Source organism: Micromonospora sp. NPDC005163 (assembly GCF_053599835.1).
Genome location: NZ_JBSFYP010000048.1, coordinates 15522 through 42183, shown reverse-complemented (window position 1 = coordinate 42183; position 26662 = coordinate 15522). Strand labels below are relative to the sequence as shown.

General features: G+C 72.9%; 23 protein-coding genes. 6 read left to right on the top strand and 17 right to left on the bottom strand.

What is annotated here, in order from left to right; genetic code table 11:
- Nucleotides 1-78 precede the first annotated feature (78 nt).
- The 6 genes from trmD to proS all read right to left on the bottom strand — a co-directional run bounded on the left by trmD (nucleotide 79) and on the right by proS (nucleotide 4598).
- Entirely contained in the window at nucleotides 79-852 is a 774-nt protein-coding gene (gene trmD, locus ACWD6N_RS26905; RefSeq protein ID WP_074319223.1) for a tRNA (guanosine(37)-N1)-methyltransferase TrmD, read from the bottom strand.
- Between the two features lie 10 nt (nucleotides 853-862).
- Complete coding sequence (gene rimM, locus ACWD6N_RS26900) at nucleotides 863-1477, bottom strand: ribosome maturation factor RimM (RefSeq protein WP_354966921.1); 615 nt, start codon at nucleotides 1475-1477, stop codon at nucleotides 863-865.
- A complete protein-coding gene (locus ACWD6N_RS26895; RefSeq protein WP_172862164.1) occupies nucleotides 1477-1737 on the bottom strand; it encodes an RNA-binding protein in 261 nt (86 codons plus the stop codon). The genes rimM and ACWD6N_RS26895 overlap by 1 nt, the downstream gene beginning before the upstream one ends.
- A complete protein-coding gene (gene rpsP, locus ACWD6N_RS26890) occupies nucleotides 1712-2227 on the bottom strand; it encodes a 30S ribosomal protein S16 (RefSeq protein WP_354966922.1) in 516 nt (171 codons plus the stop codon). The genes ACWD6N_RS26895 and rpsP overlap by 26 nt, the downstream gene beginning before the upstream one ends.
- A gap of 241 nt (nucleotides 2228-2468) precedes the next feature.
- Entirely contained in the window at nucleotides 2469-3116 is a 648-nt protein-coding gene (locus ACWD6N_RS26885) for a DUF402 domain-containing protein (protein ID WP_387327023.1), read from the bottom strand.
- A gap of 75 nt (nucleotides 3117-3191) precedes the next feature.
- Nucleotides 3192-4598 carry a proline--tRNA ligase gene (gene proS, locus ACWD6N_RS26880; RefSeq protein ID WP_354966924.1) on the bottom strand — a complete coding sequence of 469 codons (1407 nt, stop codon included), beginning with the start codon at nucleotides 4596-4598 and terminating at the stop codon, nucleotides 3192-3194.
- A 152-nt stretch (nucleotides 4599-4750) separates the two neighbouring features.
- On the opposite strand from proS, the gene ACWD6N_RS26875 reads away from it, so the two are divergent.
- Complete coding sequence (locus ACWD6N_RS26875) at nucleotides 4751-5353, top strand: TetR/AcrR family transcriptional regulator (protein WP_354966925.1); 603 nt, start codon at nucleotides 4751-4753, stop codon at nucleotides 5351-5353.
- Between the two features lie 23 nt (nucleotides 5354-5376).
- On the opposite strand, the gene ACWD6N_RS26870 is transcribed toward ACWD6N_RS26875, so the two are convergent.
- From ACWD6N_RS26870 to ftsY, 9 genes are all read right to left on the bottom strand, one after another.
- Nucleotides 5377-6456 (bottom strand): amidohydrolase family protein, encoded by a 1080-nt coding sequence (locus ACWD6N_RS26870; protein WP_387327020.1) that lies wholly within the window; start codon nucleotides 6454-6456, stop codon nucleotides 5377-5379.
- A 38-nt stretch (nucleotides 6457-6494) separates the two neighbouring features.
- The gene (gene ffh / locus ACWD6N_RS26865; protein ID WP_354966927.1) at nucleotides 6495-8054 is read right to left on the bottom strand and encodes a signal recognition particle protein; all 1560 of its coding nucleotides are present in this window, start codon (nucleotides 8052-8054) and stop codon (nucleotides 6495-6497) included.
- A gap of 151 nt (nucleotides 8055-8205) precedes the next feature.
- Nucleotides 8206-8862, bottom strand: coding sequence for a response regulator transcription factor (locus ACWD6N_RS26860; protein WP_354966928.1), 657 nt, complete (start codon nucleotides 8860-8862; stop codon nucleotides 8206-8208).
- On the bottom strand, nucleotides 8859-10019 hold the full coding sequence (locus ACWD6N_RS26855) for a sensor histidine kinase (protein WP_354966929.1): 1161 nt from the start codon (nucleotides 10017-10019) through the stop codon (nucleotides 8859-8861). Before ACWD6N_RS26855 ends, ACWD6N_RS26860 begins: the two co-directional genes overlap by 4 nt.
- 729 nt (nucleotides 10020-10748) lie before the next feature.
- Nucleotides 10749-13079, bottom strand: a complete 2331-nt coding sequence (locus ACWD6N_RS26850) for a [protein-PII] uridylyltransferase (RefSeq protein ID WP_387327017.1) — start codon at nucleotides 13077-13079, stop codon at nucleotides 10749-10751.
- Nucleotides 13080-13095: 16 nt separating this feature from the next.
- Complete coding sequence (locus ACWD6N_RS26845; protein WP_007456507.1) at nucleotides 13096-13434, bottom strand: P-II family nitrogen regulator; 339 nt, start codon at nucleotides 13432-13434, stop codon at nucleotides 13096-13098.
- A gap of 25 nt (nucleotides 13435-13459) precedes the next feature.
- Entirely contained in the window at nucleotides 13460-14872 is a 1413-nt protein-coding gene (locus tag ACWD6N_RS26840; protein ID WP_354966931.1) for an ammonium transporter, read from the bottom strand.
- A 178-nt stretch (nucleotides 14873-15050) separates the two neighbouring features.
- Nucleotides 15051-15914 carry an aminoglycoside phosphotransferase family protein gene (locus ACWD6N_RS26835; RefSeq protein ID WP_172898993.1) on the bottom strand — a complete coding sequence of 288 codons (864 nt, stop codon included), beginning with the start codon at nucleotides 15912-15914 and terminating at the stop codon, nucleotides 15051-15053.
- Nucleotides 15915-15920: 6 nt separating this feature from the next.
- On the bottom strand, nucleotides 15921-17132 hold the full coding sequence (ftsY, locus tag ACWD6N_RS26830) for a signal recognition particle-docking protein FtsY (protein ID WP_354966932.1): 1212 nt from the start codon (nucleotides 17130-17132) through the stop codon (nucleotides 15921-15923).
- Between the two features lie 82 nt (nucleotides 17133-17214).
- Here ftsY and ACWD6N_RS26825 point away from each other — a divergent pair, with 82 nt between their 5' ends.
- From ACWD6N_RS26825 to ACWD6N_RS26805, 5 genes are all read left to right on the top strand, one after another.
- On the top strand, nucleotides 17215-18927 hold the full coding sequence (locus ACWD6N_RS26825; RefSeq protein ID WP_387327012.1) for an alkaline phosphatase D family protein: 1713 nt from the start codon (nucleotides 17215-17217) through the stop codon (nucleotides 18925-18927).
- Nucleotides 18928-18953: 26 nt separating this feature from the next.
- Nucleotides 18954-19397 (top strand): MarR family winged helix-turn-helix transcriptional regulator, encoded by a 444-nt coding sequence (locus ACWD6N_RS26820; protein ID WP_354966934.1) that lies wholly within the window; start codon nucleotides 18954-18956, stop codon nucleotides 19395-19397.
- Nucleotides 19398-19542: 145 nt separating this feature from the next.
- On the top strand, nucleotides 19543-21162 hold the full coding sequence (locus ACWD6N_RS26815) for an MDR family MFS transporter (protein WP_387327010.1): 1620 nt from the start codon (nucleotides 19543-19545) through the stop codon (nucleotides 21160-21162).
- A gap of 11 nt (nucleotides 21163-21173) precedes the next feature.
- A complete protein-coding gene (locus ACWD6N_RS26810; protein ID WP_354966936.1) occupies nucleotides 21174-21668 on the top strand; it encodes a universal stress protein in 495 nt (164 codons plus the stop codon).
- Between the two features lie 44 nt (nucleotides 21669-21712).
- Nucleotides 21713-22234 (top strand): DinB family protein, encoded by a 522-nt coding sequence (locus tag ACWD6N_RS26805; protein WP_354966937.1) that lies wholly within the window; start codon nucleotides 21713-21715, stop codon nucleotides 22232-22234.
- 7 nt (nucleotides 22235-22241) lie between these two features.
- Here ACWD6N_RS26805 and ACWD6N_RS26800 read toward each other — a convergent pair whose 3' ends face one another.
- Together ACWD6N_RS26800 and smc are read right to left on the bottom strand one after the other, a co-directional pair.
- The gene (locus ACWD6N_RS26800; RefSeq protein WP_354966938.1) at nucleotides 22242-22862 is read right to left on the bottom strand and encodes an HAD family hydrolase; all 621 of its coding nucleotides are present in this window, start codon (nucleotides 22860-22862) and stop codon (nucleotides 22242-22244) included.
- The gene (gene smc / locus ACWD6N_RS26795; RefSeq protein ID WP_450005242.1) at nucleotides 22862-26476 is read right to left on the bottom strand and encodes a chromosome segregation protein SMC; all 3615 of its coding nucleotides are present in this window, start codon (nucleotides 26474-26476) and stop codon (nucleotides 22862-22864) included. Before smc ends, ACWD6N_RS26800 begins: the two co-directional genes overlap by 1 nt.
- Between the last annotated feature and the right edge of the window lie 186 nt (nucleotides 26477-26662).

Genomic DNA, 26662 nt, shown 5'->3' with positions numbered 1-26662 from the left:
CGGGTGGTGGTCGGCGTGCCGACCCCGGTCGAGGATCCTCGCAGCCGCCCGCGGGCGCGGACGGATGCGGCAACCCCTCTACTTTGCCACATCCCCCGGCGGCGGCTGAAATCCGGCCCGGTCCAGCGCCGCGATGTCCCGTTTGTCGAGCTGATCGGCGGGCAGCGCGGCGAGCAGGTCCGGGCGCCGGGCGGCGGTGCGCAGCAGACCCTCCTCGCGCCGCCAGCGGGCGATCTTGCCGTGATCGCCGGAGCGGAGCACCTCCGGCACGTCGTGCCCGCGCCAGCTCGGCGGCTTGGTGTAGATCGGCGCTTCGAGCAGCCCGTGCGCGTGCGACTCCTCGTCCAGCGAGCCGGCGTTGCCCAGCACACCGGGCAGCAGCCGGGTGACCGCCTCCAGGACGACCAGCACCGCCACCTCGCCGCCGAAGAGCACGTAGTCGCCGAGCGACACCTCGGTGACCGGCATCCGGGTCGCGGCGTGCGCCAGTACCCGCTGGTCGATCCCCTCGTACCGACCGCAGGCGAAGAGCAGGTGCGGCTCGGCGGCCAGCTCGTGCGCCATGGCCTGGGTGAACGGGACACCGGCCGGCGAGGGCACCAGCAGCCGGGGCGGCGGGGCTTCGGCCGGCGCGAGCGCGTCCAGCGCGCCGCCCCACGGCTCCGGGCGCATCACCATGCCCGGACCGCCGCCGTAGGGGGTGTCGTCGACCGTGCGGTGCACGTCGTGGGTCCAGGTCCGCAGGTCGTGCACGGCCAACTGGAGTACGCCATTGGCCCGGGCCCGGCCGATCAGCGACAGGTCGAGAGGGGCGAAGTACTCCGGGAAGATCGACACGATGTCGACGCGCATGCGGGTGGTCCTAAAGGTCGAGCAGTCCGGCGGGTGGGTCGACGATCACGCGTCCACCGGCCAGGTCGACCTCCGGAACGATCGCCCGGACGAACGGGATCAACGCGACACGCCCCTCGGGGCGTCGCAGCACCAGCAGGTCGGAGGAGGGGGCGTGGTCGATCCGGGCCACCTCGCCCAGCCGCTCGCCGCCCGGCGTGACCACGGCCAGCCCGACGAGCTGGTGGTCGTGGAACTCCTCCGGGTCCTCCGGGGGCTCCACGTCGGCGCTGTCCACCACGAGCAGGGTCCCGCGCAGCGCCTCGGCGCCGTCGCGATCCAGTATCCCGGCGAACGCGACCAGCATCCGGCCCTGATGGAAGCGGGATTCCTCGATGGTCAGCTCGGCCGGGACCCGGAACAGCACCCCGGGCCCGTCCGTGGCCGGGGGCGGCGGAACCGCCCCAGGCTCGGTGCGCAGCACGCCGCTGCTGCGCGGGGACACAGTCTGGGGCGTCGCCCCAGGCTCGGTGCGCAGCACCGTGCCTGGGGCGAACCGTGCTTCGGGCTCGTCGGTCCGCACCTCCACGGTGACCTCACCGCGGACACCGTGCGGCTTGCCGATCCTGCCGACGACGAGCTGCATCAGTACGAGTCGACGATGTCGACGCGTACCCCGCGCCCGCCGATGGAGCCGATCACCTGGCGCAGCGCCTTGGCGGTCCGGCCGGACCGCCCGATCACAGTGCCGAGGTCCTCGGGGTGCACGCGGACTTCCAGCCGCTTGCCCCGACGGGAATCGACCATCCGCACCCGGACATCGTCCGGGTGGTCGACGATGCCCTTGACCAGGTGCTCCAACGCCGGACGCAGAGGCATATCAGGCCTGCTCACCGGCGTCGGCAGCGGCAGCCGGGGCCTCGGCCGGAGCCTCGGTCTTCGGCGCCTCAGCCGGAGCCTCGGCCTTCGGAGCCTCAGCCGGAGCCTCGGCCTTCGGAGCCTCAGCGGCCTTGGCGGCCTTCTTGGCCGGCTTGGCCGGGGTCTCCGGGGCGAGCCCGGCGGCGGCCTTCGCCTCAGCCTCGTACGCCGCCTTGCGGTCGGCCCGCTCGGGGGCGACCTTCAGCGGCGGCGGGGCCGGCAGGCCCTTGTACTTCTGCCAGTCACCGGTCAGCTCCAGCAGCCGCTGCACCGCCTCGCTCGGCTGAGCGCCGACGGACAGCCAGTACTGGACCCGCTCCGACTTGACCTCGATGATCGAAGGGTCTTCCTTCGGCTGGTACACCCCGACGAACTCGATCGCCCGGCCGTCACGCTTGGTGCGCGAGTCGGCGATGACAATGCGGTACTGCGGGTTGCGGATCTTACCCATCCGCAGGAGCCGGATCTTTACGGCCACAGTTGTTTCGCTCCTGTTGCGATCTCACCAGCCCGGTACGGGCGGTGTGTATGGGTGAGCGCCGACGGCACAGTGGGGTTGGGCCGGAGACTACTCGGTGGACTGGCGACGCGCCTGGGTTAGAGGGCGCCGGACGCGCGCCGGATACCAGCGACCCATTCTGCCAGATCCGCCGCCGATCTCTCGCACCGGACCCGGACACCGCGCCCGGCTCGCCCGGACCGGTGACCCGGAACACCCCTCAGCGCACCGGCGGACGGTCCCAGCCCGGCGGAAGTTCGTCCGGTACGTCCCAGTCGGCGGGAGGCGCGAAGTCGCACCAGGTGCCGTCGAACGGGAACTCTCCGGCCTCGGCGAGCGCGATCACCCGCTCCCCCTCGGCCCGAACCGCCTTCTCGTCGGCCACCCAGTAGTCGTCCGGGAAGGCGAGGCGCTCGACGAACTCCTCCTCGTCCTTCCACTGCCAGCTGCGGTCCGGGTGCACCACCACGTCGAGGTCCTGGTCCACCACGTCGACGCCGGCCACCGGGCCGTCGTCCCAGCGCACGCCGGGCTCCTCCAGGTTGACGTACCAGTGGGCGAACCGGCCCTGCGCGTCCCGGAACCACCAGACGGAGTGCGCCGCACCGGTGGGCAGGAACTTCAGCAGCGGCGGCCCGTTCCAGCGCCCGTGCTCCAGCCGGTACGCCGACGAGATCCACTGGGCGAACGGCATCGCCCGCATCCCCAGCCCCGCCTCGCTCACCTCGTGGGCGACCGGCGAGTCCCGGGCGATCCAGACCAGCAGGCCCCGCTCGTCGTCGCTGACCACCCGGCCCGGCCGGACCCATCCGATCCGGCCGCGTCGCACGCTGCGGTGCATGATCAGCCGACCCGACTCGAAGCGCACCGCACCACCTCCGGGGCTGTTAACAGGGGGCCCTTCCTCTACCGCAGGCGTTAAGAAGGTGCCCTTCCTTCCGCCTCAGTAGGCGCGGGCGAGGATGGCGATCAGGTCGGGTTCGTCCTCGGAGTCCGGCACCGAGCCGTCGGCGCGAAGCAGGCAGCGCACCGTGACGCCCTGGCCGTTCGCCTCGGCCTCGCCGGCCACGCCGACCGCCGACCACGGCACCCGGGCCCAGCCGTTCGCGGCGGCCTCGATCGCCTCGGCGAGGGTGGCCACCTCCACCGTGAGCGACTCGCGGTTGGCCAGCGCCTGGTCGTGCAGCACCTGCTGGTCGGTCTCCAGCGCGGCCAGCACCACGCCGACCACGTCGGCCACCGGCGTCGGGGACTTCGACCCGTCGGTACGGCGCACCACCACGGCGTTGCCGGCGGCCAGGTCGCGGGGGCCGACCTCGACGCGTACCGGATAGCCGCGCAGCTCGGCGTCGACGGCCCGGCGGCCGAACGCGGTGTCCGTGCGGTCGTCGAGCGCGACCCGGACACCGGCGTCACGCAGGCCGTCGCGCAGCTTGGCCGCCGCCTCGGCGACGCCCTCGCCGTCCTTGACGATCATGACGTACGCCTGGATCGGGGCCAGCCTCGGCGGCACCCGCAGGCCGTTGTCGTCGCCGTGCGCCATGATCAGCCCGCCGAGCATCCGGGTCGAGGTGCCCCAGGAGGTCGTCCAGGCGTGCTCCCGGCCACCCTCGGCCGACGAGTAGCTGATGTCGAACGCCTTGGCGAAGTTCTGGCCCAGCTCGTGGCTGGTGCCCAGCTGAAGCGCCTTGCCGTCGCCCATCATGCCTTCACAGGTGTACGTGGCGGTCGCACCGGCGAACCGCTCGCGGGCCGTCTTCAGACCCACCACCACGGGGATGCCGATCACGTTGACCATCAGGTCCTCGTACGCCTCGTGCAGGATCCGCCGGGCGTAGGCCCGGGCGTCCTCGCGGGTGGCGTGCGCGGTGTGCCCCTCCTGCCAGAGGAACTCGCTGGTACGCAGGAAGATCCGCGGGCGCAGCTCCCACCGGACCACGTTGGCCCACTGGTTGAGCAGCAGCGGCAGGTCCCGGTACGAGTCGATCCACTTGGCCATGAACTCGCCGATGACCGTCTCGCTGGTGGGGCGCACCACCACCGGTTCGGCGAGCTGCTTGCCGCCACCGTGAGTGACCACCGCCAGCTCCGGCGAGAAGCCCTCGACGTGCTGGGCCTCGCGCTTGAGGTAGCTCTCCGGAATGAACAGCGGGAAGTACGCGTTCTCCGCGCCCGCCGCCTTGATCCGGGCGTCCATCTCGGCCTGCATCCGTTCCCAGATGGCATAGCCGGCCGGGCGGATGACCATGGTGCCGCGGACCGGGCCGTTGTCGGCCAGCTTCGCCTTGGCGATCAGGTCCTGGTACCAGCGGGGGAAGTCCTCCGCACGGGGAGTGAGCACGCGTGCCATGACCGCACATCCTATGCGCCACACGGGGGGACACCGCGTCCGGGAGTGGCCGTGCCGTGTCGCGCCCGCCCGTCGTGCGGTGTCACGCCCGGCTTGTCGTCGTCGTGGCAGCTCTGGGCGTGGCGACGGTGCCCCCGTAGAATTCGACCACCATGACTGCATCGACCGGCTCGCCGCGCCAGCAACTGCGGGACACGATCGTGGACGCCGCCCGTACGCGGACCATCGCCGGCGGCTGGGACGCGGTCCGGATGGGTGGGGTGGCCACCACGGCCGGGGTGAGCCGGCAGACCGTCTACAACGAGTTCGGCAGCAAGGCGGGGCTGGCCGAGGCGCTGGCCCGGCGCGAGGTGGACCGGTTCGTCGGCGACGTCCGTGCCGCACTTGTCGCGAACGGCGACGACGTGCGGGCCGGGGCATACGCGGCCATCGCGCGCACCCTCGCCACGGCAGCGGACAACCCGCTGGTCAAGGCCATCCTGACCAGTGCCCGGGGTGGCTCGGACGAGCTGCTGCCATATCTGACCACCCGGGCCGAGGTGGTGCTCACCGAGGCTTCCGGCGCGCTGATCGAGTGGGCCGGAGACCACCTGCCGGGAGCCGACCCGGCCGCGCTGGCCTTCGCCGCCGACAGCATCGTCCGCCTGGTGGTGAGCCACATCGTGCTTCCCCGCTCCCCGATCGACCAGACCGCCTCAGCCCTGACCGACCTGGCGATACGCCTCTTCGCGGCGACGGCCCGCCCAACCCACTAACCCCACGGGCCGCGCGCGGGGCGTCAGCGGATGACGCGGCCCCGGAGGATGGTGCGGGACGGGGCACGGACGACGCGCAGGTCGTGGCGTGGGTCCTCGGGGTAGACCGTCAGGTCGGCGAGGCCGCCCTCGACCAGGCCGGGAAAACCGAGCCACTCCCGGGCGCCCCAGGAGGCTGCGGCCAGCACGTCGATCGGCGCCATCCCGGCCCGCTCGTGCAGCAGCAGCATCTCCTCGGCGGCCAGCCCGTGGTCGATGCCGCCGCCCGCGTCGGTGCCCACGTAGATCGGCACGCCCGCCTCGTGTGCGGCCCGCACCACCTCCGGGAATCCGTCCCGCAGTGCCAGCATGTGCTCGGCATACCCGGGGAACTTGGCCCGCGCCTGCTCTGCGATGCCGTCGAAGGTGGCAATGTTGATCATCGTGGGGACCAGCGCGGTGCCCTGGCGGGCCATCTCGTCGATCAGGTCGAGGCTCAGCCCGGTGCCGTGCTCGACCGAGTCCACCCCGGCCCGCACCATGATCTCCACCGCCGACTCGGAGAAGGTGTGCACCGCTGCGCGTACCCCGGCGTCGTGCGCGGCCCGCACGGCGGCGGTGAGGGTGTCCGCGTCCCAGGCCGGCGCCAGGTCACCCACGCCGCGGTCGATCCAGTCGCCGACCAGCTTGACCCAGCCGTTGCCGGCCCGCGCCTGAGCCGCCACCGTGGCGGCCACCTCGGCCGCGCCGACCTCCACGCCGATGTCGCGCAGGTAGCGCTTCGGCGGCGCGACATGCCGGCCCGCCCGGGCCAGTCGCGGCAGGTCCGGTTCGTCGTCGAGTTCGGGGTACGGGTACGGCGAGCCGGCGTCGCGGATCGCCAGCACGCCAGCGTCCCGGTCGACGTGGGCCAGCTCGCGGGCCTGATCGAGGGAGGTGATCGGGGCACCGCCACGGGCGATGCCGATGTGGCAGTGCGCGTCGACCAGCCCAGGCAGGACGAAACCGCCGTCGACCACCGTCTCCACGTCGGGCACCGGGGTGAAGGTCACCCGGTCGCCGACCAGCCAGAGATCCCGGACCTCGTCGTCGGGGAGCAGCACACCGCGCACATGAAGAGCCATGCGCACAGTCCTACCCGATCAGCCCGGCGTCTGCGGAATCAGCGGGGGCCCTTGTCGCCACCCTTGCCGAGCTTGTTGAAGTCGATCTTCGGGAGCTTGAAGCCGGGCGGCAGCCCCTGGCCCCCGGCGAGGTCGTTCGGGTCCATCCCCGGCGGGAGCTGCGGCATACCGCCCGGGAAGCCGCCCGGCATCCCGGCACCGGCGCCGGTACGCGGCCGACCGCCACCCTTGGTGCCCTTCCGCTTGTTCTTCGGCGACTTGGTCGCCTTGCGCCGGCCACCGCCGGGCAGGCCCATCATGCCGCCCATCTGCTTCATCATCTTCTGCGCGTCGGCGAAGCGGTTGAGCAGCTGGTTGACGTCCATCACGGTGACTCCGGAGCCGTTGGCGATGCGCGCCCGGCGGGAGCCGTTGATGATCTTCGGGTTGGTCCGCTCGCCCGGGGTCATCGACCGGATGATCGCGGTGACCCGGTCGAAGTGGGTGTCGTCCAGATCGGCCAGCTGGTCCTTCATCTGCCCCATGCCGGGCATCATGGCCAGCACGTTGGCGATCGGACCCATCCGCCGCACGGCGATGAGCTGGTCGAGGAAGTCCTCCAGGGTGAACTGCTCGCCGCCCATCAGCTTGGCGGTCATCTTCTCCTTCTGATCGGAGTCGAAGGCCTGCTCGGCCTGCTCGATCAGAGTGAGGACGTCGCCCATGCCGAGGATCCGGCTGGCCATCCGGTCGGGGTGGAAGACGTCGAAGTCCTCCAGCTTCTCGCCGGTGGAGGCGAACAGGATCGGCTGCCCGGTCACCTCGCGCACCGACAGCGCGGCGCCACCACGGGCGTCGCCGTCGAGCTTGGAGAGCACCACACCGGTGATGCCGACACCGTCGCGGAACGCCTCGGCAGTGCGGACGGCGTCCTGACCGACCATCGCGTCGATGACGAAGATGACCTCGTCCGGCTGGACCGCGTCGCGGATGTCGGCGGCCTGCTGCATCATCTCGGCGTCGATGCCGAGCCGGCCGGCGGTGTCGACGATGACGATGTCCCGGGCCGCCCGCTTCGCGTGCTCGATCGACGCGCGGGCCACCTGGACCGGGTCGCCGACGCCGTTGCCGGGCTCCGGGGCGTACACCTCGACGCCGGCCCGGCCACCGAGCACCTGGAGCTGCCCGACGGCGTTGGGACGCTGGAGGTCCGCGGCGACCAGCAGCGGCTGGTGCCCCTGGCCCTTGAGCCAGCGGGCCAGCTTGCCGGCGAGGGTGGTCTTACCGGAGCCCTGGAGGCCGGCCAGCATGATCACGGTCGGGGACTGCTTGGCGAACTGGAGCCGCCGGCCCTCGCCGCCGAGCACGTTGATCAGCTCATCGTTGACGATCTTGATGATCTGCTGGGCCGGGTTCAGCGCCTGGGAGACCTCGGAGCTGCGGGCCCGCTCCTTGACGGCCGCGATGAAGCCCTTGACGACCGGCAGCGCGACGTCCGCCTCCAGCAGCGCGAGGCGGATCTCGCGCGCGGTGGCGTCGATGTCGGCGTCGGTGAGCCGCCCCTTGCCGCGGAGCTTGGTGAAGATCCCGGACAGGCGGTCACTCAAGGTGTCAAACACGCGAACATCCCGTTTGTCAGTGTTCCGGCGGGCACAACGTGGCCGGCAGTGCGGAGTCCGACCACCGCAAGGGTAGCGGGCCGGCTGCACGGCCGCTGTCGCCCGGCCCGGGCCGCGTCCCGGCCGCCCCGCCGCGCCCGGCCGCCGCCGTTTATCCGGACACCAACCCCGACTGGTACGCGAAGACGACGAGCTGCGCCCGGTCCCGAGCGCCCAGCTTGCCCATCGCCCTGCTGACGTGGGTACGCGCGGTCGCCGGGCTGACCACCAGCCGGGCGGCGATCTCCTCGTTGTTCAGCCCCTCACCGACCAGGCCGACCACCTGGCGCTCCCGGTCGGTGAGCGCGTCGAGCCGCGGGTGCGGGCGGGGCGCCCGGGACGGGCGGGTGGCGAACTCCCGCACCACCCGCCGGGTCACCGACGGCGACAGCAGCGCCTCCCCCTCGGCGACCAGCCGGACAGCCCGCAGCAGCTCGGCCGGCCGGGTGTCCTTGGTGAGGAACCCGCTCGCCCCGTACCGCAGCGCGTCGAAGACGTACTCGTCCAGCTCGAAGGTGGTGAGCACCACGACCCGTGTGCCGACCAGGTCGGGGTCGGCGACGATCCGACGGGTGGCCTCGATCCCGTCGATGCCCGGCATCCGGATGTCCATCAGCACCACGTCCGGCCGTTCCCGGCGGGCCAGCTCCACCGCCCGCAGTCCGTCGGCCGCCTCACCGGCGAGCGCCAGGTCGTCCTCGCTCTCCACCAGCGCGCGCAGCCCGAGCCGGACCAGGTCCTGGTCGTCGGCGATCAGCACCCGGATCACGCGGACGGCTCCACCGGCAGCCGGGCGTACACCCGGAAACCGCCGTCGGGGCGCGGCCCGACGAGCAGCCGCCCACCGAGCGCGTCGACCCGCTCCCGCATCCCGGCCAGACCGTGCCCGCCGTCGCCGGCGGGATCCAACACGTCGCCGGCCGCGCCCGCGCCCCGGTCGGTGACCTCGACGGTCAACTCGTCGACGCGGTAGCCGACCGTCACGTCCGCGTTGGCCACCCCGGCGTGGCGCAGGACGTTGGTCAACGCCTCCTGCACCACCCGGTACGCGGCCAGGTCCACCGGGTTCGGCAGCTCCCGGGGATCACCGACCACCCGCAGCTCGACGGCGAGACCAGCCCCGGCGAGCCGGTCGCGCAGCGCCGGGAGTCGGGCCAGGCCGGGCACCGGCCCACGCTCCGCGCCCCGCCGCACGGCCCCCAGAGTGACCCGCAGCTCGTCGAGTGCCTCCCGGCTGGTCCGGCTGATCGCGGTCAGCGCGGTCTCCGCCTGCTCCGGCCGTTTCGGCAGCAGGTGCAGGGCGATCTCCGCCTGCATGCTGATCGCGGCCAGCCCGTGCCCCACCACGTCATGCACCTCCTGAGCGATGCGCAGCCGCTCCTCGTCGGCCTGTCGCCGGGCCTGCTCGGCGCGGCTGCGAGCCTGCTCGGCACGACTGCGGGCCGTCGCCTCGCGGTTGACCCGCACCACCGTCCCCGCCGCGAACGGTACGACCGCCCACGCCGACGCGGGCAGCACCGCGGCCCAGCCCGGAGCCGGACCCCGGGACCAGAAGACGTGTGTCAGCAGCAGCACGAACGCGCCGCCGGTGGCAAGCGCCGCAAGCCGCACCGGCAGTCGCGCCGCCACGGTGTACACCGCGATCAGGAAAGTGAGCAGAATCGGACCGTACGGGTAGCCGAGCACGAGGTACGCCGTGGTTGCCACGGTGACCACGGCCAGGGTGGCGACCGGGGCGCGGCGTCGGGCCAGCAGGGCCAGCGCGGCGACCGCGATCAGCACCCGGCAGGCGGCGTCCACCGGCCTCGACCCCGGCTGGTTGTTCCCGGCCAGGCCGGTCGCGAGCAGCGCGAATCCGAGCAGCACCAGGGCGAGCGCCGCGTCAACGGCCGTCTCCTGCCACCCTCGCTGCCCGCTCCCTCGCATGGCCGTCATTCTGCCCGCGCCGAAGCCGCCCGGCGTGCGTCCACGAGCGGCACCGCAGCTACGCCCCCGGACGTACCCGCCGCCCCAGGGCCCCCGCCCCTGTCCGCCTCGCCGCACGCCGCCCTGCCACACGCCGCCCTGCCCCAAAAGCCCTGCCACACGCCGCTCTGCCGCACGCCGCTCTGCCGCTCCCGCCCGCTGCCGGTGGCCGCGCCACCCGCCGGCCCGCGCCTCTCACCGGCCGCCGTTCCCCGGCACACCCCCAGAAGGCACACCCCCGGACGGCGCCCTTCCGGACAGGGCCCTTCCGGACAAGGCCCCCTCCGGACGGCGCCACAGCGCTCCCGCTGGGCGGTGAGACCCGCCGGACGGCTCGAGCGCGCCCGGGCCGGCGGCGGACACCTCCGCGAGCGTTATACCTCTGAGGCATAAATATGACTCTGAGGTATAACGCTTGTGAGCGAGATGGGCTGGCACGAGGGTTGGGCCGCCGAAGACGCAGGCGCGCGTGGCAGCCGGACAGCGGCGGCGGCCGCGGTACCGACAGCAGGGACCACGTCCGGTGGGCGGCGTCCCCCCGCCCGGGGGTGTGCTGGGCCTAGCAGAGCAATGAGGTGCCGCGTCGGCTAGGCGGACGCCGCAGCGCCGGGCGTCGGACGGCGCAGCGCCGCGCGTCGGACAGCGCAGCGCGGGCACCGGCCGGGGCTTCGGGGCGGATCCGATCGCGGGTCAGACGGCGGCAAGGACTGCGGTCTCCAGGCGGGCTCGGGTGGCGTCGTCCGGCCAGCCGCCGACCAGGTAGAAGGCGTCGACCACGTCGGCGCCGAGGGTGGAGATGCGGGCCGCGCGGACCAGGGCACCCGCCTCGTCGAGCGCACAGGTGACGCGGTAGAGCAGCCCGGCGGCGTCGGCGGCGCGCAGTTCCAGCAGCACCGCGTCGGTGGCCGCCTCGCGGTGCCAAACCACCCGGGGGGCCGCGCCGCCGCCCCGGGCGGCGAGCGCACGGCCGCGCAGCCGCTGGGTGACCGACACGTCGCCGGATACCGCTCGCCGCAGGTCGGCGCGGAGCGGGACCGGGTCCGGCGGCAGGCCGTAGCGCGGCTGCACCCGGCACTCGACCAGGGCCCGGCCGTCGACCACGGAGGCGTCCGCGGAGATCACTTCCAACCGGTGCAGCGCCAGGCAGCCGGCCACCGTGGCGAGCAGGCCGCGCCGGTCCGCCGCCGCCACCGCTACTCGGTCCCCGGTCAGGTGGACGACCGGCAGAGGCCCGGCCAGCAGCGCCGGGTCGGGGGTCGGCGGCTCGGGCAGCACGCCGGTGTCCAGCGCGGTGCGGACCCGGGCGACCAGTTCGGCGACCAGCCGGCCCTTCCAGTCCGACCAGGCCGCCGGTCCGGTGGCCGCCGCGTCCGCCCGGACCAGCGCGTGCAGCAGGTCGAGTGTGCCGGTGTCGCCGACCGCCTCGGCCACCGATGCGATGGTCACCGGGTCGGCCAGGTCCCGGCGGGTGGCCACGTCGGGCAGCAGCAGGTGCAGCCGGACCAGCGTGCCGATCAGCTCGACCTCGCCGGTGGGCAGGCCGATCCGGGTCGCCACCGCCTCGGCCAGCGGCACACCGACCGTGCTGTGATCTCCGGGCAACCCCTTGCCGATGTCGTGCAGCAGGGCGCCGAGGAGCAGCAGGTCCGGACGGTCCACCTCGCGGGAGTGTCGGCTGGCCTCGTGCGCGGTCTGCACCAGGTGCCGGTCGAGGGTGTACCGGTGCACGGGGTTGTGCTGGGGCAGGCTGCGCAGCCGGGCCCACTCGGGAAGCCAGCCGTCGACCAGCCCGTACCGGTCACAGGTCTCCCAGGCCGGCACCAGGCCGGGACCGGCGCCGAGCAGGGTGGTCAGCGCGGCCCGGGCCCCGGCCGGCCAGGGCGCGGGCAGCGGCGGACAGTACGCCGCCAGCCACTCGCAGGTGGCGCGGGCTATCGGCAGCCGAGTGGCGGCCGCGGCGGCGGCCACCCGCAGTGACAGGCTCGGGTCGGGGCGTGCTCCGATCGCCGTGCGGGCGAGCACCAGTTCGCCGTCGTGCTCCACCACGTCCCGGGCCACCGGTCGGCGCACCGGGCGTCCGTTCCCGCCCCGGGAGCGGCCGGAGCGCAGCCGGTCGGCGGCGCGGAAGGCGTCGTCCAGGGCGTGGCTGACCGTGCGCGCGTCCCCGGCGACCCGGCGCAGGAGGGCATCGCCGTCCTCTACGACGGCTCCAGGGCGCCGCGCGGCGTCAGACGCGCCGAGCTGGAGTTGTCGGAGGCCGAGGAGCGTGGCCACCCCGTCACGCTCCTGGGCGACCAGCCGGTCGACCCGGCGGCCGACCTGCTGGTGCAGGGCGTCCCGGGTGTCCAGCAGGCGCAGGTGTGCGGCGCGCACGGCGGGACGTAGTGCGTCGGTGATCCCCGCGGCGGAGATCGCCCGCAGCAGCCCCACGTCGCGCAGCCCGCCGGCGGCCTCCTTGAGGTCGCCCTCCAACAGGAAGGCCAGCTCGCCGTGGGCCTGCCAGCGGGCGGCGGTGACCTCCCGCAGGCCGGGCAGCTGGCGGACGGCGGTCCGCCGCCAGTGGTCGGCGGCGGCACGGACCAGCGCGTCGGCCAGGGCGCGGTCGCCGGCCACCAGCCGGGCATCGAGCAACCCGAGGGCGACCTTGACGTCGTCCCGGGCCACCGAGAGCGCCTCGGCGACGGTCCGCACCGAGTGGTCCAGCCGCAGGCCGGCGTCCCAGATCGGGTACCAGACCGCGGCGGCCAGCTCGTCCGTGCCGGGTACACCGGCGTGCAGCAGCACCAGGTCGAGGTCACCGTACGGGGCGCACTGCCGCCGGCCCAGCCCACCGACAGCGAGCAGCGCCACGCCCGCACGCGCGGGCAGCAAACCCCGCAGGAAGTCGTCGTACGCTGCCGCCCGGGCCAGCCGGGCCGGCTCGCCGATCCCCCCGGGTAGGCCGACGACCTCGTTGATCAAGCGGCCCGCGTCGCCGTCGCCGGCGTGCCCTGACGCGTTCCCCTTGATCAACGAGGTCATGTCGGTCGTGGCCCGGTCAGAGCGCGTCGAGGCCGCGTTCGCCGGTACGAACCCGGACGACCTCCTCGACACCGGTGACCCAGACCTTGCCGTCGCCGATCTTGCCCGTGCGGGCTGCACCGACGATGGCGTCCACGATCTTTTCCACGTCGATCTCGTCGGTGAGCACCTCGACCCGGATCTTGGGCAGGAACTCGACCGTGTACTCGGCACCCCGGTAGACCTCGGTGTGCCCCTTCTGCCGCCCGTACCCCTGAACCTCGCTGACGGTCAGCCCGGCCACCCCGAGGGCGTGCAGAGCCTCCTTCACCGCGTCCAGCTGGTACGGCTTGATGACCGCGGTCACCAGCTTCATGTCCAACCCCTCCATCCCAGGAACGTTAACCGGCGACCTTCTCGCTGACCGGCTCGGCGGGATCCGCCTCCGGCTTGGCACCGCTCGTCACGCCGCCACCGGGGGTGCCGATGCCGGCCATCGCGAACGCGCTGCCCGTGCCGCCGCCCGCCGGGGACAGGTCGTAGCTGCTCTCGGCGTGCTCGGCGATGTCGATCCCCTCGACCTCAGCCTCGGCCCGCACCCGGAAGCCGATCGTCTTCTCGATGACGAAGGCGAGCACCCAGGCGATGCCGAACGACCAGACCGAGACGATCAGGCCGGCGAGCGCCTGCCGTCCGAGCTGGGTGACGCCGCCGCCGTAGAAAAGGCCGTCGGAGGCGCCCACCACGTCACTGATCGCGGCGTTGACCGAGTTGGTGGCGAAGAGGCCGAGCCAGAGCGAGCCGATCCAGCCGCCGACGAAGTGCACGCCGACCACGTCGAGGGAGTCGTCGTAGCCGAACCGGTACTTGAGACTGACGGCGAGCGCGCACACCACCCCGGCGACGATGCCGAGCAGAACGGCCGCCCAGGGGGCGATGAACCCGCAGGCCGGGGTGATGGCGACCAGGCCGGCGACGGCGCCGGACGAGGCGCCGACCATGGTCGGCTTCCGGTCCTTGATCCATTCGACCGCGATCCAACCGAGCACGGCGGCCGCCGTGGCGAGCTGGGTGTTGATGAAGGCGAGGCCGGCGACCGAGTCGACGGTCAGCTCCGAGCCGGCGTTGAACCCGAACCACCCGAACCACAGCAGGCCGGCACCGAGCGCGACCAGGGGAATGTTGTGCGGCTTCATGCCCTCGCGCGGCCAGCCGAGCCGCTTGCCGAGCACCAGAGCCACGGCCAGGGCCGCCGCGCCGGCGTTGATGTGCACCGCGGTGCCACCGGCGAAGTCCAGCGCGTGGATGTCGCCGCCGATGATCCCGCCGCCCCAGACCCAGTGGGCGACCGGGAAGTAGACCAGGGTGGCCCAGCCGAAGGCGAACAGCAGCCAGCCGGCGAACTTGGCCCGGTCGGCGATGGCACCGCTGATCAGCGCGACGGTGATCACCGCGAAGACCATCTGGAAGGCCATGAACACGTAGAGCGGAACCCCGATGCCGCTCGGGTTCTCCGCCGTGGCGCCCCACAGGTCGGTCTCGGCGAGGAAGGTCTTGGTGCCGAGGTACGCGCCCGGGTCGCCCCAGAAACCGTTCACGTCGGTCCCGAAGGCGACGCTGAAGCCGTAGAACCACCACAGAACAGAGATGAGCCCGATGGCGGAGAAGCTCATCATCATCATGTTGAGCACGCCCTTGGCCCGGTTGAGCCCGCCGTAGAACAGCGCCAGTCCCGGGGTCATGAGCAGCACGAGCGCGGTCGAAACCAGCAGCCAAACGGTATTGCCGCCGTCGATCGTGGGTGCTTCAGGCACGCTGGCCTCCTAAAGGTGAAGTTCCCTCCTTCGCGGCTTTCCGGGGCAGCGTCGCCCGTCGGCCGGTTGGGCGGAAGCTTCGCGGCCGGCTGTTTCACCCATGGTCCCGTGCCGGTTTCCGTTTCGTGACGGGTTGTTTCGTACGTGTCACGAACTTCGCACGGTCAGCGGAATGCGCTCAACGGAGGGCGTTCTCCAGGGCGTGCCGCTCGTAGTCGAGCAGCCGCAGATCGCGCATCGGCCGGCGCAGGTGCCCCTTGTGCACGATCCGGACGAACGCCGGCTCCCCGGCGGCGGCCATCCGACGGATTCCCTCGACGTGATCCACGATCCGCTTGCGGATGGTCCGGATCAGCCGGTGCCGGTCCCGGGGGATCAGCCCGTACGCGTCGGCGAAGAGCCGCAGCCGGCGCGGCCGGTCCGGGCGCTTCCAGCCGAGGGTGATCGAATCCCGGTCCGCGAAGATCGGCACCCAGGTCCAGGCCGCGTACGCCACGTCGTAGATCCGGGAGCCTGGCGACGCCAGATCGAAGTCGATCAGCCCGAGCGTGCCGTCCGGCCGCCAGATCACGTTGTGCGGCGCCGCGTCGTGGTGGCAGATCACCTCCGTGTCCGGTGGCGGCGGCCCGAACGAGCGCCAGACCGCCCCGGGCGGCGGGGTGAAGCCGTACTGCGCGTCGTGGAACATCCGCAGCATGGTGGCCACGGTGACCAGCGCCTCGTCGGTCACCCAGTGCGGGGCGAGCGGGTACTCCCCGCACTCCCCCTCCAGGTACGACAGCACCTCGCGGTTGCGCTCGTCCATGCCCAGGGCCCGGGGTGCGCCGGTGAACCCGACGTACTCCAGGTGCCTCAGCAGGGCGTGCACGGACGGGGTCCAGGGCCCGGCGTTGCGGCGGACCGTGTCACCGACCCGGACCACGGTGCTCACGTTGCCGCCGTGCAGCGGGATCTCCTGCGAAGTCACGTACGGTCTCCCGAGGCGCTGCGAGGGGTGGCCGGGGTCGCGCCAGCCCGCGTACGCGCGATCGTCAGTGGTCACCCGAGACTACGCGTCCCGTCCGGCGGCCTCGGTGCCCAACAGCGCGTCGACGAACTGCGCCGGGTCGAACGGGGCCAGATCGTCCTTGCCCTCACCGAGGCCGACGAGCTTCACCGGGATGCCCAGCTTGCGCTGCACGGCGATCACGATGCCGCCCTTCGCGGTGCCGTCGAGCTTGGTCAGGACCACGCCCGTCACGTTGACCACCTCGGTGAAGACCCGGGCCTGCTCCAGACCGTTCTGCCCTGTTGTGGCGTCCAGGATGAGCAGTGTCTCATCGATCGGGCCCTGTTTCTCCACCACCCGCTTGACCTTGCCCAGCTCGTCCATCAGGCCGACCTTGTTCTGCAGCCGGCCGGCGGTGTCGATGAGCACGGTGTCCACGCCGGTGTCGATGCCGCGCTTGACCGCGTCGAAGGCGACGCTGGCCGGGTCCGCGGCCTCCGGGCCGCGGACGGTCTCCGCCCCGACCCGTGACCCCCAGGTCTCCAGCTGGTCGGCGGCGGCGGCCCGGAAGGTGTCCGCCGCGCCGAGCAGGACGCTGCGGCCGTCGGCCACCAGCACCCGGGCGATCTTGCCGCAGGTGGTGGTCTTGCCGGCGCCGTTGACGCCGACGACCAGCAGCACCGCCGGGACGCCGTCCTTCGGGGCGGTGCGCAGCGACCGGTCCAGGCTCGGGTCGAGGGCGTTGACCAACTCGGCGGCGAGCAGTGCGCGCAGCTCGGAGGCCGAGCGGGTGCCCAGCACCCGGGTGCGCTCGCGCAGCCGGTCGACGATGTCGCGGGTGGCGTCGACGCCGACGTCGGCGGTGATCAGGCTGTCCTCGATCTCCTCCCAGACGTCCTCGTCGAGGTGGTCGCGGGCGAGCAGGCCGAGCAGCCCCTTGCCGAAGACGTTCTGCGAGCGGGACAGCCGCGAGCGGAGCCGGACCAGCCGCCCGGCGGTCGGCTCGGGCACCTCGACGGTCGGCGCGGGCACCTCGACGGTCGGCGCGGGCACCTCGAGCACCGGTGGCGGCTCGACCAGGACACCGGTGGACAGATCGGACTCCGGCGCCTCGACCGGCGGGCCGGCGAGATCCTCCTCGGCCCGGGTGTCGACCTCGGTGCGCGGCAGTGGGGGCTCGGGCCGCCGCCGCAATCGCGGCACGACCAGCCCGACTGTGCCGGCGATCAGCACACCGAGCAGGACCAGAGCGAGGACGAGATATTCGGCCATGCCGGAATCCTGTCAGATGCCGGGCGCGGCGTCCCAGCCACCGCACCCCGGCCGGTGCGGGAACCGGCGGTAGGCTCGCCGCATGCCCGCCGCCCACCTCCTCATCGGCCCCCTTCTGCGGCGAGTGGTGGACACCCGGGCGACCATCTGGGTGGAGACGGCGGCGCCCGCCGTGGTCACCGTCCGCACCGCGGACGGCGCCACCGGCACCGAAGCCACCTTCTCGGCGTACGACCATCACTACGCGCTCGTGGTGGTGCAGGGGCTCACCCCGGACAGCGCGACCACGTACGAGGTGCTGGTCGACGACGAGGTGGTCTGGCCGGTGCCGAGCAGCGGCTTCCCGCCGAGTGTGATCCGCACCCGGGCGGCCGACGACCGGGACCAGCCGGTGAGCCTGCTCTTCGGCTCATGCCGGGAAACCACCCAGCACGCCACCACGCGCAAGCTCCCGCCGGACGCGCTGGACGCGTACGCCCGGCGGTTGATGGCCGACCCCGAGGCGAACGCGCTGCCGGACCTGCTGGTGCTGCTCGGCGACCAGGTCTACGCCGACGTCACGTCGCCGACGGTGCGCCGGTTGCTGCGTCGGCGCCGGCGGCGACCGAAGGGCGCCCCGGCCGACCAGGTGGTGAGCTTCGACGAGTACACCAAGCTCTACCTGGAGTCCTGGCGGGATCCGGAGATCCGCTGGCTGCTCTCCACCGTGCCGAGCGTGATGATCTTCGACGACCACGAGATCATCGACGACTGGAACACCTCGGCGTCCTGGCGGGCCGAGGTCCGCGAGCAGCCGTGGTGGTCCGAGCGGATCGGCAGCGGTCTCGCCTCCTACTGGGTCTACCAGCACCTGGGCAACCTCTCCCCGGACGACATCGCCGCCGACCCGGTGTTCGCGAAGGTCACCGCCGCGGAGGACGCCACCGGCGTGCTGCGCGAGTTCGGCCACCGGGTCGACCAGGAGTCCGACCTGGCGCACGACACCGAGCGTTGGCGTGCGGTGCAGTACCAGTGGAGTTACGCGCTGGACCTGGGCCGGACCCGGCTGGTGATGCTGGACAACCGGTGCAGTCGGGTGCTCGAGCGGGGCAACCGGGCGATGCTGCCGCCGGGTGAGTGGGCCTGGTTCCTCGACCAGGCGCACGGGGTTTACGACCACCTGGTGGTCGGCGCCTCGCTGCCCTGGCTGCTGCCGCAGGGCATCCACCATGTCGAGGCGTGGAACGAGAAGCTCGCCGACTCACGCCGGCCCTGGGTGGCGCGCGGGGCGGAGAAGCTGCGCCGGGCACTGGACCTGGAGCACTGGGCTGCCTTCCGCCGCTCCTTCGAGGCGCTCGCGGAAACCTTCGCCCGGATCGGCACCGGCACCCCGAGCCGGTCCGGCGCGCGGGTCGGCGCAGGCCCGGCGTACGCCCCGCCGGCGTCGATCAGCGTGCTGTCCGGGGACGTGCACCACTCGTACGTGGCCCAGGCCCGGTTCGCCGACCCGGCGGTGGTGACCCCGGTGCACCAGCTCACCTGTTCGCCGATCCACAACCAGGTGCCGGCCGGTATCCGTCCGCTGATGCGGCTCGCCTGGTCGGCCGGCCCGGCGGGGGCGACCCGGGCGTTGGCCCGCTCGGCGGGTGTCCGCCGCCCGGGGGTGCGCTGGCGCAAGCTGGCCGGCCCCTACTTCGGCAACGCGGTGTCCACCCTGACCCACCGGGGGCGCGCGGCTGAGGTGACCGTCGAGGGCACCACGAAGGATGGGCGGCTACGCCCGGTGATGCGCCACCGGCTCTCCGGCAACGGCTGAGCTGACCCCGCCGTAGTCTCTACGCCGTGGACGACGAGCACCTGCCGAAGCCGATCCGGGCGGTCGAGCACGAACTGACGGCCCTGCTGCGTCGTGGCCGGGCGGTCTCCTGGGAGATCGCCCGGGAGGTGCACCCGAACCTCGAACCGAACACCTACGGCCTGCTGCTCTGGCTGCGCCGCAGTGGCTCGATCCGGTTGACCGAGCTGGCGGGGCGGCTGGGGGTGGGCAAGGGGACGTTGAGCCGGCAGATCAACGGGCTGGAAGCGCTCGGCCTGGTCAACCGCGACCCCGATCCCAGCGATCGGCGGGCCGCGCAGATCAGCCTCACCGAGGAGGGTCAGCGGCGGTTCGACGTCGCCCGGTCCGCCCGGCTGGGCGAATTCCTGCGCGCCCTGGACGGCTGGCCGGCCCGGGACGTCGAGGAGTTCGCCCGGCTGCTCGGCCGGTTCAACGACTCCTGGGTCTGACCGGCGGCGGCGGGGAATGCCGGCGCGGTCCGACGAGTTGTTGCTTGAGGCAACCAACCCCTACGGTTGCTTCAAGCAACTTCTGAGCGGCAGCGGCCTCACCGGCCCCGCCGCTCCACCTCGACTCCACGCGGAGGCAGCAACGATGAGCCAGGCGACAGCGCCCACCCGGGCGACCGGCGTCGACATGACCCACCGACAGATCCTGGAGGCCCTCTCCGGTCTGCTGCTGGGCATGTTCGTCGCGATCCTCTCCTCCACGGTCGTCTCGAACGCGCTGCCGCGGATCATCACCGAGCTGCACGGCGGCCAGTCCGCGTACACCTGGGTGGTCACCTCGGCCCTGCTCGCGACCACCGCGACCACCCCCATCTGGGGCAAGCTCGCCGACCTGACCAGCAAGAAGCTCCTGGTCCAGCTCTCCCTGGGGATCTACGTGCTGGGCTCGGTGCTGGCCGGCGCCGCGCAGGGCACCAGTGAGCTGATCGCCTGCCGGGTGCTCCAGGGCATCGGCGCCGGCGGCCTCACCGCGCTGGCCCAGGTGATCATGGCGACCATGATCGCGCCGCGCGAGCGGGGACGCTACAGCGGCTACCTCGGCGCCGTGTTGGCCGTCGGCACCATCGGCGGCCCGCTGATCGGCGGCGTGATCGTCGACACCTCGTGGCTGGGCTGGCGCTGGTGCTTCTACGTTGGGGTGCCCTTCGCCATCGCCGCGCTGGTCGTGCTCCAGAAGACCCTGCACCTGCCGGTGGTGAAGCGGAAGGCGCAGATCGACTGGTGGGGCGCCACGCTGATCACCGCGGCCGTCTCGTTGCTGCTGATCTGGGTCTCGCTCGCCGGTAACCAGTTCGACTGGACCTCCTGGCAGTCCGCCGCCATGGTGATCGGCGCGCTGGTGCTCGGCGCGTTGGCGATCCGGGTGGAGACCCGGGCCGCCGAGCCGATGATCCCGCCGCGCCTGTTCCGCAACCGCACCATCACCCTGGCCGTCGTCGCGAGCATCGCGGTCGGCGTGGGCATGTTCGGCGCCTCGGTCTTCCTCGGCCAGTACTTCCAGATCAGCCGCGGCCAGAGCCCGACGATGTCCGGCCTCATGACCCTGCCGATGATCCTCGGCCTACTGGTCGCGTCGACGCTGAGCGGTCGGATCATCACCAAGACCGGCCGCTGGAAGCGGTTCCTGGTGATCGGTACGGCGCTGCTCACAGTCGGCTTCGCGCTGATGGGCACGCTCCGGGCCGACACGAGCTTCACCCTGCTCAGCATCTACATGGCGCTGGTCGGCATCGGCCTCGGCATGACCATGCAGAACCTGGTCCTCGCCGTGCAGAACACCGTCGGCACGCACGAGCTCGGCGCGGCCAGCTCGATGGTGGCGTTCTTCCGCAGCCTGGGCGGCGCGATCGGCGTCTCCGCGCTCGGCGCGGTGCTCGGCCACAAGGTCACCGGCTACACGTCCGAGGGCCTGGCCCGGCTCGGCATCTCCGCGTCCAGCTCGGGCGGCGGTGGCGTCCTTCCCGACGTGCACACCCTGCCCGGCCCGATCCGGGCGGTGGTGGAGAGCGCGTACGGCCACGGCGCTGGCGACATCTTCGTGGCCGCTGCCCCCTTCGCGCTGATCGCGCTGATCGCTGTGAGCTTCATCAAGGAGGTGCCGCTGCGGCAGCACACCGGCTCTCCGGTCGGCGCCGAAGTCGAGCAAGAATCAACCATCGGGGCCGGCGCTGATGCCGCCGTCGTCCGTACCGGCGAGCAGAGGTGAGGTAGACAGCCATGAGCGTGGGAGCGCCTGACCGCGAGGACTACGGGCCCCGGACCCGCCCGTTGCCCTTCGAGCGAGGCACGGACGGACCCCGGGTGATCATGGTGGGTGTGGACGGCACCCGCACCTCCGAGCGGGCCGGCTCCTACGCCGCCGGCCTGGCCCGCCGGCAGGGCGCCGCGCTGGTGGTGCTCTTCGTCAGCTCGGCGAGCGGACTGACCGCCCTGGTGCCGGGGATGGACGCGGGCGCGGTGCAGCGCACCCACGACGAGTTGGCCGACGAACTGCGCCGGGAGTGCCGGCGCGGCGCCGAGGAGCTCGGCCTGCCGGTGACCTTCCTGTGCCGGCGGGGCGACGCGTACGGCGAACTGTGCGCGGCGGCCGACGAGTTCCAGGCCGACATGGTGGTGGTCGGCGCTTCCGAGCAGGCGGGTCACCGGCTGGTCGGCTCGGTCGCCACCCGCCTGGTTCGCACCGGCCGCTGGCCCGTCGTCGTGGTGCCCTGATAACCCGTCGCGTTGTGTCAGGTCCGCCGGGCAGGATGCGCGGCATGACGTGGATCGCACCGGAGATCACCCGGACACCTGAACCGTACGTCGGCGACGAGCGCACCATGCTCGACGGCTGGCTCGACTACCACCGACAGACGCTGCTGCTCAAATGCGCCGGGCTGACCGAGGCCCAGCTGCGCACGCCGAGCGTGGAGCCGTCCGGGCTGACCCTGCTCGGCCTGGTCCGGCACCTGGCCGAGGTGGAGGCCTGGTGGTTCCGGGAGAACTTCGCCGGCGAGCCGGTCGACTACCCGTACTTCACCCCGGAGACGCCGGACGCCGACCACGACGTCAGCGCCGCCGACGCCGAGGCCGACTTCGCCACCTTCCATCGGGAGGTGGCGCTGGCCCGGGAGGCTGCCTTCGGCCACTCGCTCGACGAGACCTTCACGGAGGTCGGCGCGAAGAAGCGCACCTTCAACCTGCGCTGGGTCTATGTGCACATGATCGAGGAGTACGCCCGGCACAACGGTCACGCCGACCTGATTCGCGAGCGTATCGACGGCGTCACCGGCGAGTGAGGGCCGCTCAGTAGTTCAGCGCCGCCCGCAGGTAGCGCAGGTCGGCGTGGCCGCCCCAGCGGTGTGCCGACAGGCCGGCGGCCCTGGCGCCCCGGATTGCCCAGTCCTCGTCGTCGACGAAGAGCACCCGGGCCGGCGGGGTGGCCAGTGCCACGCAGGCGGCCTGGAAGTACTCCGGGGCCGGCTTGTGCACCCCGAGCGTCGAGGAGTTCACCACCACGTCCAGCTCGCCGGTCAGGCCGAGCGTGGCCAGGTCGGCGTCGAGCAGGTCGGTGGCGTTGGTGGCCAGGCCGACCTTGATCCCTGCTGCGCGCACCTCCCGGACGAAGTCGAGCACCTCGGTGTCCACCTCGCCCCGGTAGCGCTGCCACTGCTCCACCGCCGCCCGGGCCCGGTCCGGGTCGCCGGCCGGCTCGGCCAGCGCGTCCGCCACGCTTCCCACCCAGTCGGCGTGGCTGACCTGGCCGGTGAGCACAGGCTGGAGCCGGCCCCACCGCATGGCGATCTCGGTGAGCACCCCGTCGGCGAGGCCGTACTCCCGCTCCACCCCGGCGGCCACCGCCGGGTCGAACCGGCGCAGTACGCCGTCCAGATCCAGCAGGAGCGCCGTCGCGCGTTCCCGAGCCACTACCCGTTCTCCTCGCCGCGGCTGTGCCGCTGGTCGTCCTCGTCGGCCCGGTTGAGCCGTTGGCTGATCACCTGGGTGACACCGCTGCGCATGGTCACTCCGTAGAGCGCGTCGGCGATCTCCATCGTCCGCTTCTGGTGCGTGATGACGATCAGCTGACTCTTCTCCCGCAACTGTGCCAGCAGCGTGATCAGCCGGCCCAGGTTCACGTCGTCCAGGGCGGCTTCCACCTCGTCCATGATGTAGAACGGGCTGGGCCGGGCGCGGAAGATCGCCACCAGCATGGCCACCGCGGTCAGCGACCGCTCGCCACCGGAGAGCAGCGACAGCCGCTTGATCTTCTTGCCCGGCGGGCGGGCCTCCACCTCGACGCCGGTGGTGAGCAGGTCCTCGGGGTCGGTGAGAATCAGCCGACCCTCACCGCCGGGGAAGAGCACGGTGAACACCTGCTCGAACTCCCGCGCGGTGTCCTCGAACGCGCTGGCGAAGACCTCCAGGATCCGCTCGTCCACGTCCTTGACCACGGTGAGCAGGTCCCGCCGGGTGGCCTTGAGGTCCTCCAGCTGCTCGGAGAGGAACTTGAAACGCTCCTCCAGCGCGGCGAACTCCTCCAGCGCGAGCGGGTTGACCTTGCCGAGCAGGGCCAGTTCGCGTTCGGCCTTGGCGGCCCGCTTCTCCTGCACCGGCCGCTCGTAGCGGACCGGCTCGGGCACCGGGAGCCCGTCGCGTTCGGCCGCCGCGACGTCGACCTGGGTGGGCGGTACGGGTTGGGTGGGCCCGTACTCGGCGACCAGGGTCTCCACGTCCAACCCGAAGTCCTCGGCCGCCTTCGCCTCCAACTGCTCGATGCGCAGCCGCTGCTCGGCGCGGGCCACCTCGTCCCGGTGCACCTGGCTGGTCAGCCGCTCCAGTTCCGCGCCGAACCGCTTGGCGGCTCCGCGTACCTCCTGGAGCTCCGCCTCGCGGGCGGCGCGTTCCCGGGCCACCGCGTCGCGGTGCTCCTCCGCGGCCGCGATCGAGGTGGTGAGCCGGGTGAGCGCCTCCCGGGCGCCGGCGGCGACGGCCCGGGCGATGCCCGCGCCCCGGGTGCGGACGGCCCGCCGGGCCGCGGCGCGTTCCCGGGCGGCCCGCTCCGCGGTGGCCTGCCGGGCCAGCGAGTCGGCCCGGCCGGCGATCGAGGAGACCCGCTCCTCGGCGGTACGCACCGCGAGCCGGACCTCCATCTCGTTCTGCCGGGCCTGCGGCACCATCGCGGCGAGCTGGTCCCGCTCCTCGGCGGAGGGCTCGGCGTCGACCGGGGTCTCCTCGGCCAGCCGAAGCCGCTCCTCCAGCTCGGCGAGCGCGGCGAGGTCCCGCTGCCGGGCGGCCTCGGCACGGGCCCGGGACTCGCCGAGGCGGTCGGTCTCCGCCTTCGCCGAGCGGGCCGCCGCACCCAGCTCGGCCAGTCTGCGGGCGGCGGCGTTCCGGTGGCTCTCCGCTTCGCGCTTCTCGGCGGCGGCGTGCTGCACGGCCTCCTTGGCGACGGCCACCTCGGCACGTGCCTCGCCAAGCTGGTCGCGCAGCTCCGCGCCGGTCTGCTCGGCGGCGAGCCGGTTGCTGCGAGCCTCCTCGACGGCCGCCTGCACCTCGATGTAGCTGGGCGCCTTGGCCGACCCGCCGGCCGCCGCGTACGCCCCGACGACGTCCCCGTCCGGGGTGACCGCGCGCAGCTCGGGATTGCCGGCGACCAGGTCGGCCGCGGCGGCCAGATCATCGACGAGCACCACGTCGCGCAGTGCCCGGTGCACCGCGGGGCGCAGCTCGGCGGCGCATTCCACCAGGTCGGGAGCCCATCGAGCGCCGTCGGGCACCTTTGGACGCAGCGCGTCGGCGGAACCGGTCATGCCCGGCCCCGCCGGGCTGCCCACCAGCAGGCCGGCCCGGCCGGCGTCGGAGATCTTGAGCAGCCGCATCGCCTCGACGGCCTCGTCCACCCCGCTGACCGCGACCGCGTCGGCGAGGCCGCCGAGCGCGGCGGCCAACGCGGCCTCGTGTCCCGGGGCGACGGTGAGCAGCCCGGCGAGGCTGCCGAGCAGGCCGGGGACGTCGCCGGCCCGGGCGAGCAGCGCGCCCGCCCCGTCCTTGCGTCGCAGGCCAAGGGAGAGCGCCTCCTCCCGGGCCTTCCAGGTGGCCGCGTCCTTCTCCGCCGCCCGCTCGGCGTCGGCCAGCGACCGGACGGTGGCCTGCGCCCGCTCCTGCCCGGCGACCGCCTCGGCGTGCCGGGCGTCCAGGTCGGCGTTGTCCCGGTCCGCCTCGGTGGACTGCGCGGAGACCGCGTCCAGGTCGGCCTGCGCCGCCTCGGCACGGCTCATCGCGTCGGCGTGCGCGACGGCGAGCCGTTCGATCTCCTCGCCGGCGCTGGTGGTCCGGGCCTGGGCCGAGTTGACCTGGCCGGTGAGCCGGGCCATCCCTTCGCGCCGGTCGGCGATGGCCTTGGCGGCGACGACCAGCTCCCGTTCGGCGGCGGCGAGCTGACGCTCCAGCTCCTGGCGGTGCTCCACGGCCTCGGCCAGCCGGATCTGGTCGTCGGTGAGCGCCGCGCGCAGCTCCTCCTCCTGCTCGCGGACCCGCTCGGCCTCGGCCTCCAGCTGGTCCGGGTCGCGGCCGGGCCGCTCGTCGTCGCCGGTGGCGCTCAGGTGCCGCAGCCGTTCGCGGGCGAGCTGTTCGATCGACCGGAAGCGTTCTTGGAGGGCGGACAGCTTGTACCAGGTGTCCTGGGCGGCGGCGAGCAGCGGCGCGTCCTCGGCCAGCGCGGCCTCCAGCTCACCGAGCCGGCCCTGCACCTCGGCGTGCTCGGCCTCGACCTGCTCGCGCCGCTCCCGCAGCGCGGTCTCGTCGGCGATCTCCCGGTCGAGGGTGGTCCGCAGGGTGGCCAGGTCGTCGGCGAGCAGCCGCAGCCGGGCGTCGCGCAGGTTCGCCTGGATGGCGGCGGCCCGCCGGGCCACCTCCGCCTGCCGGCCCAGCGGCTTGAGCTGGCGGCGCAGCTCGGCCGTGAGGTCGGTGAGCCGGTTGAGATTCACCTGCATCGCGTCGAGCTTGCGCAGCGCCTTTTCCTTGCGCTTGCGGTGCTTGAGGACGCCGGCCGCCTCCTCGATGAACGCCCGGCGGTCCTCCGGCTTGGCGTGCAGCATGCCGTCGAGCCGGCCCTGGCCGACGATGATGTGCATCTCCCGGCCGATGCCGGAGTCGGAGAGCAGCTCCTGGATGTCCAGCAACCGGCACGAGTTGCCGTTGATCTCGTACTCGCTCTCGCCGGAGCGGAACATCCGGCGGGTGATGGAGACCTCGGTGTACTCGATCGGCAGCGCGCCGTCGGTGTTGTCGATGGTGAGGGTGACCTCGGCGCGACCCAGCGGCGCCCGGCCGGCGGTGCCGGCGAAGATGACGTCCTCCATCTTGCCGCCGCGTAGCGCCTTGGCGCCCTGCTCGCCGAGCACCCAGGCGATGGCGTCGACGACGTTGGACTTGCCGGAGCCGTTCGGGCCCACCACGCAGGTGATCCCGGGCTCCAGCTTCAACGTCGTGGCGGAGGCGAAGGACTTGAAGCCCTTCACCGTCAGGCTCTTGAGATACACCTTCTCGATCCTTGTCCGGTGGCCGCCGTACCGTCGCCGGCTGCGCGGACCTGGTGAACCCGCAGACTAACCCGGTGGCGGGAGCGGTCGGGCACGCGACCCGCCCCGAAGCGCGCCGGTCGGAAGCGCGGGACGCGAGTGCGAGCCGCCGGCGCTGTTGTTCGAGAGGCGGCGAGAAAGACAAAC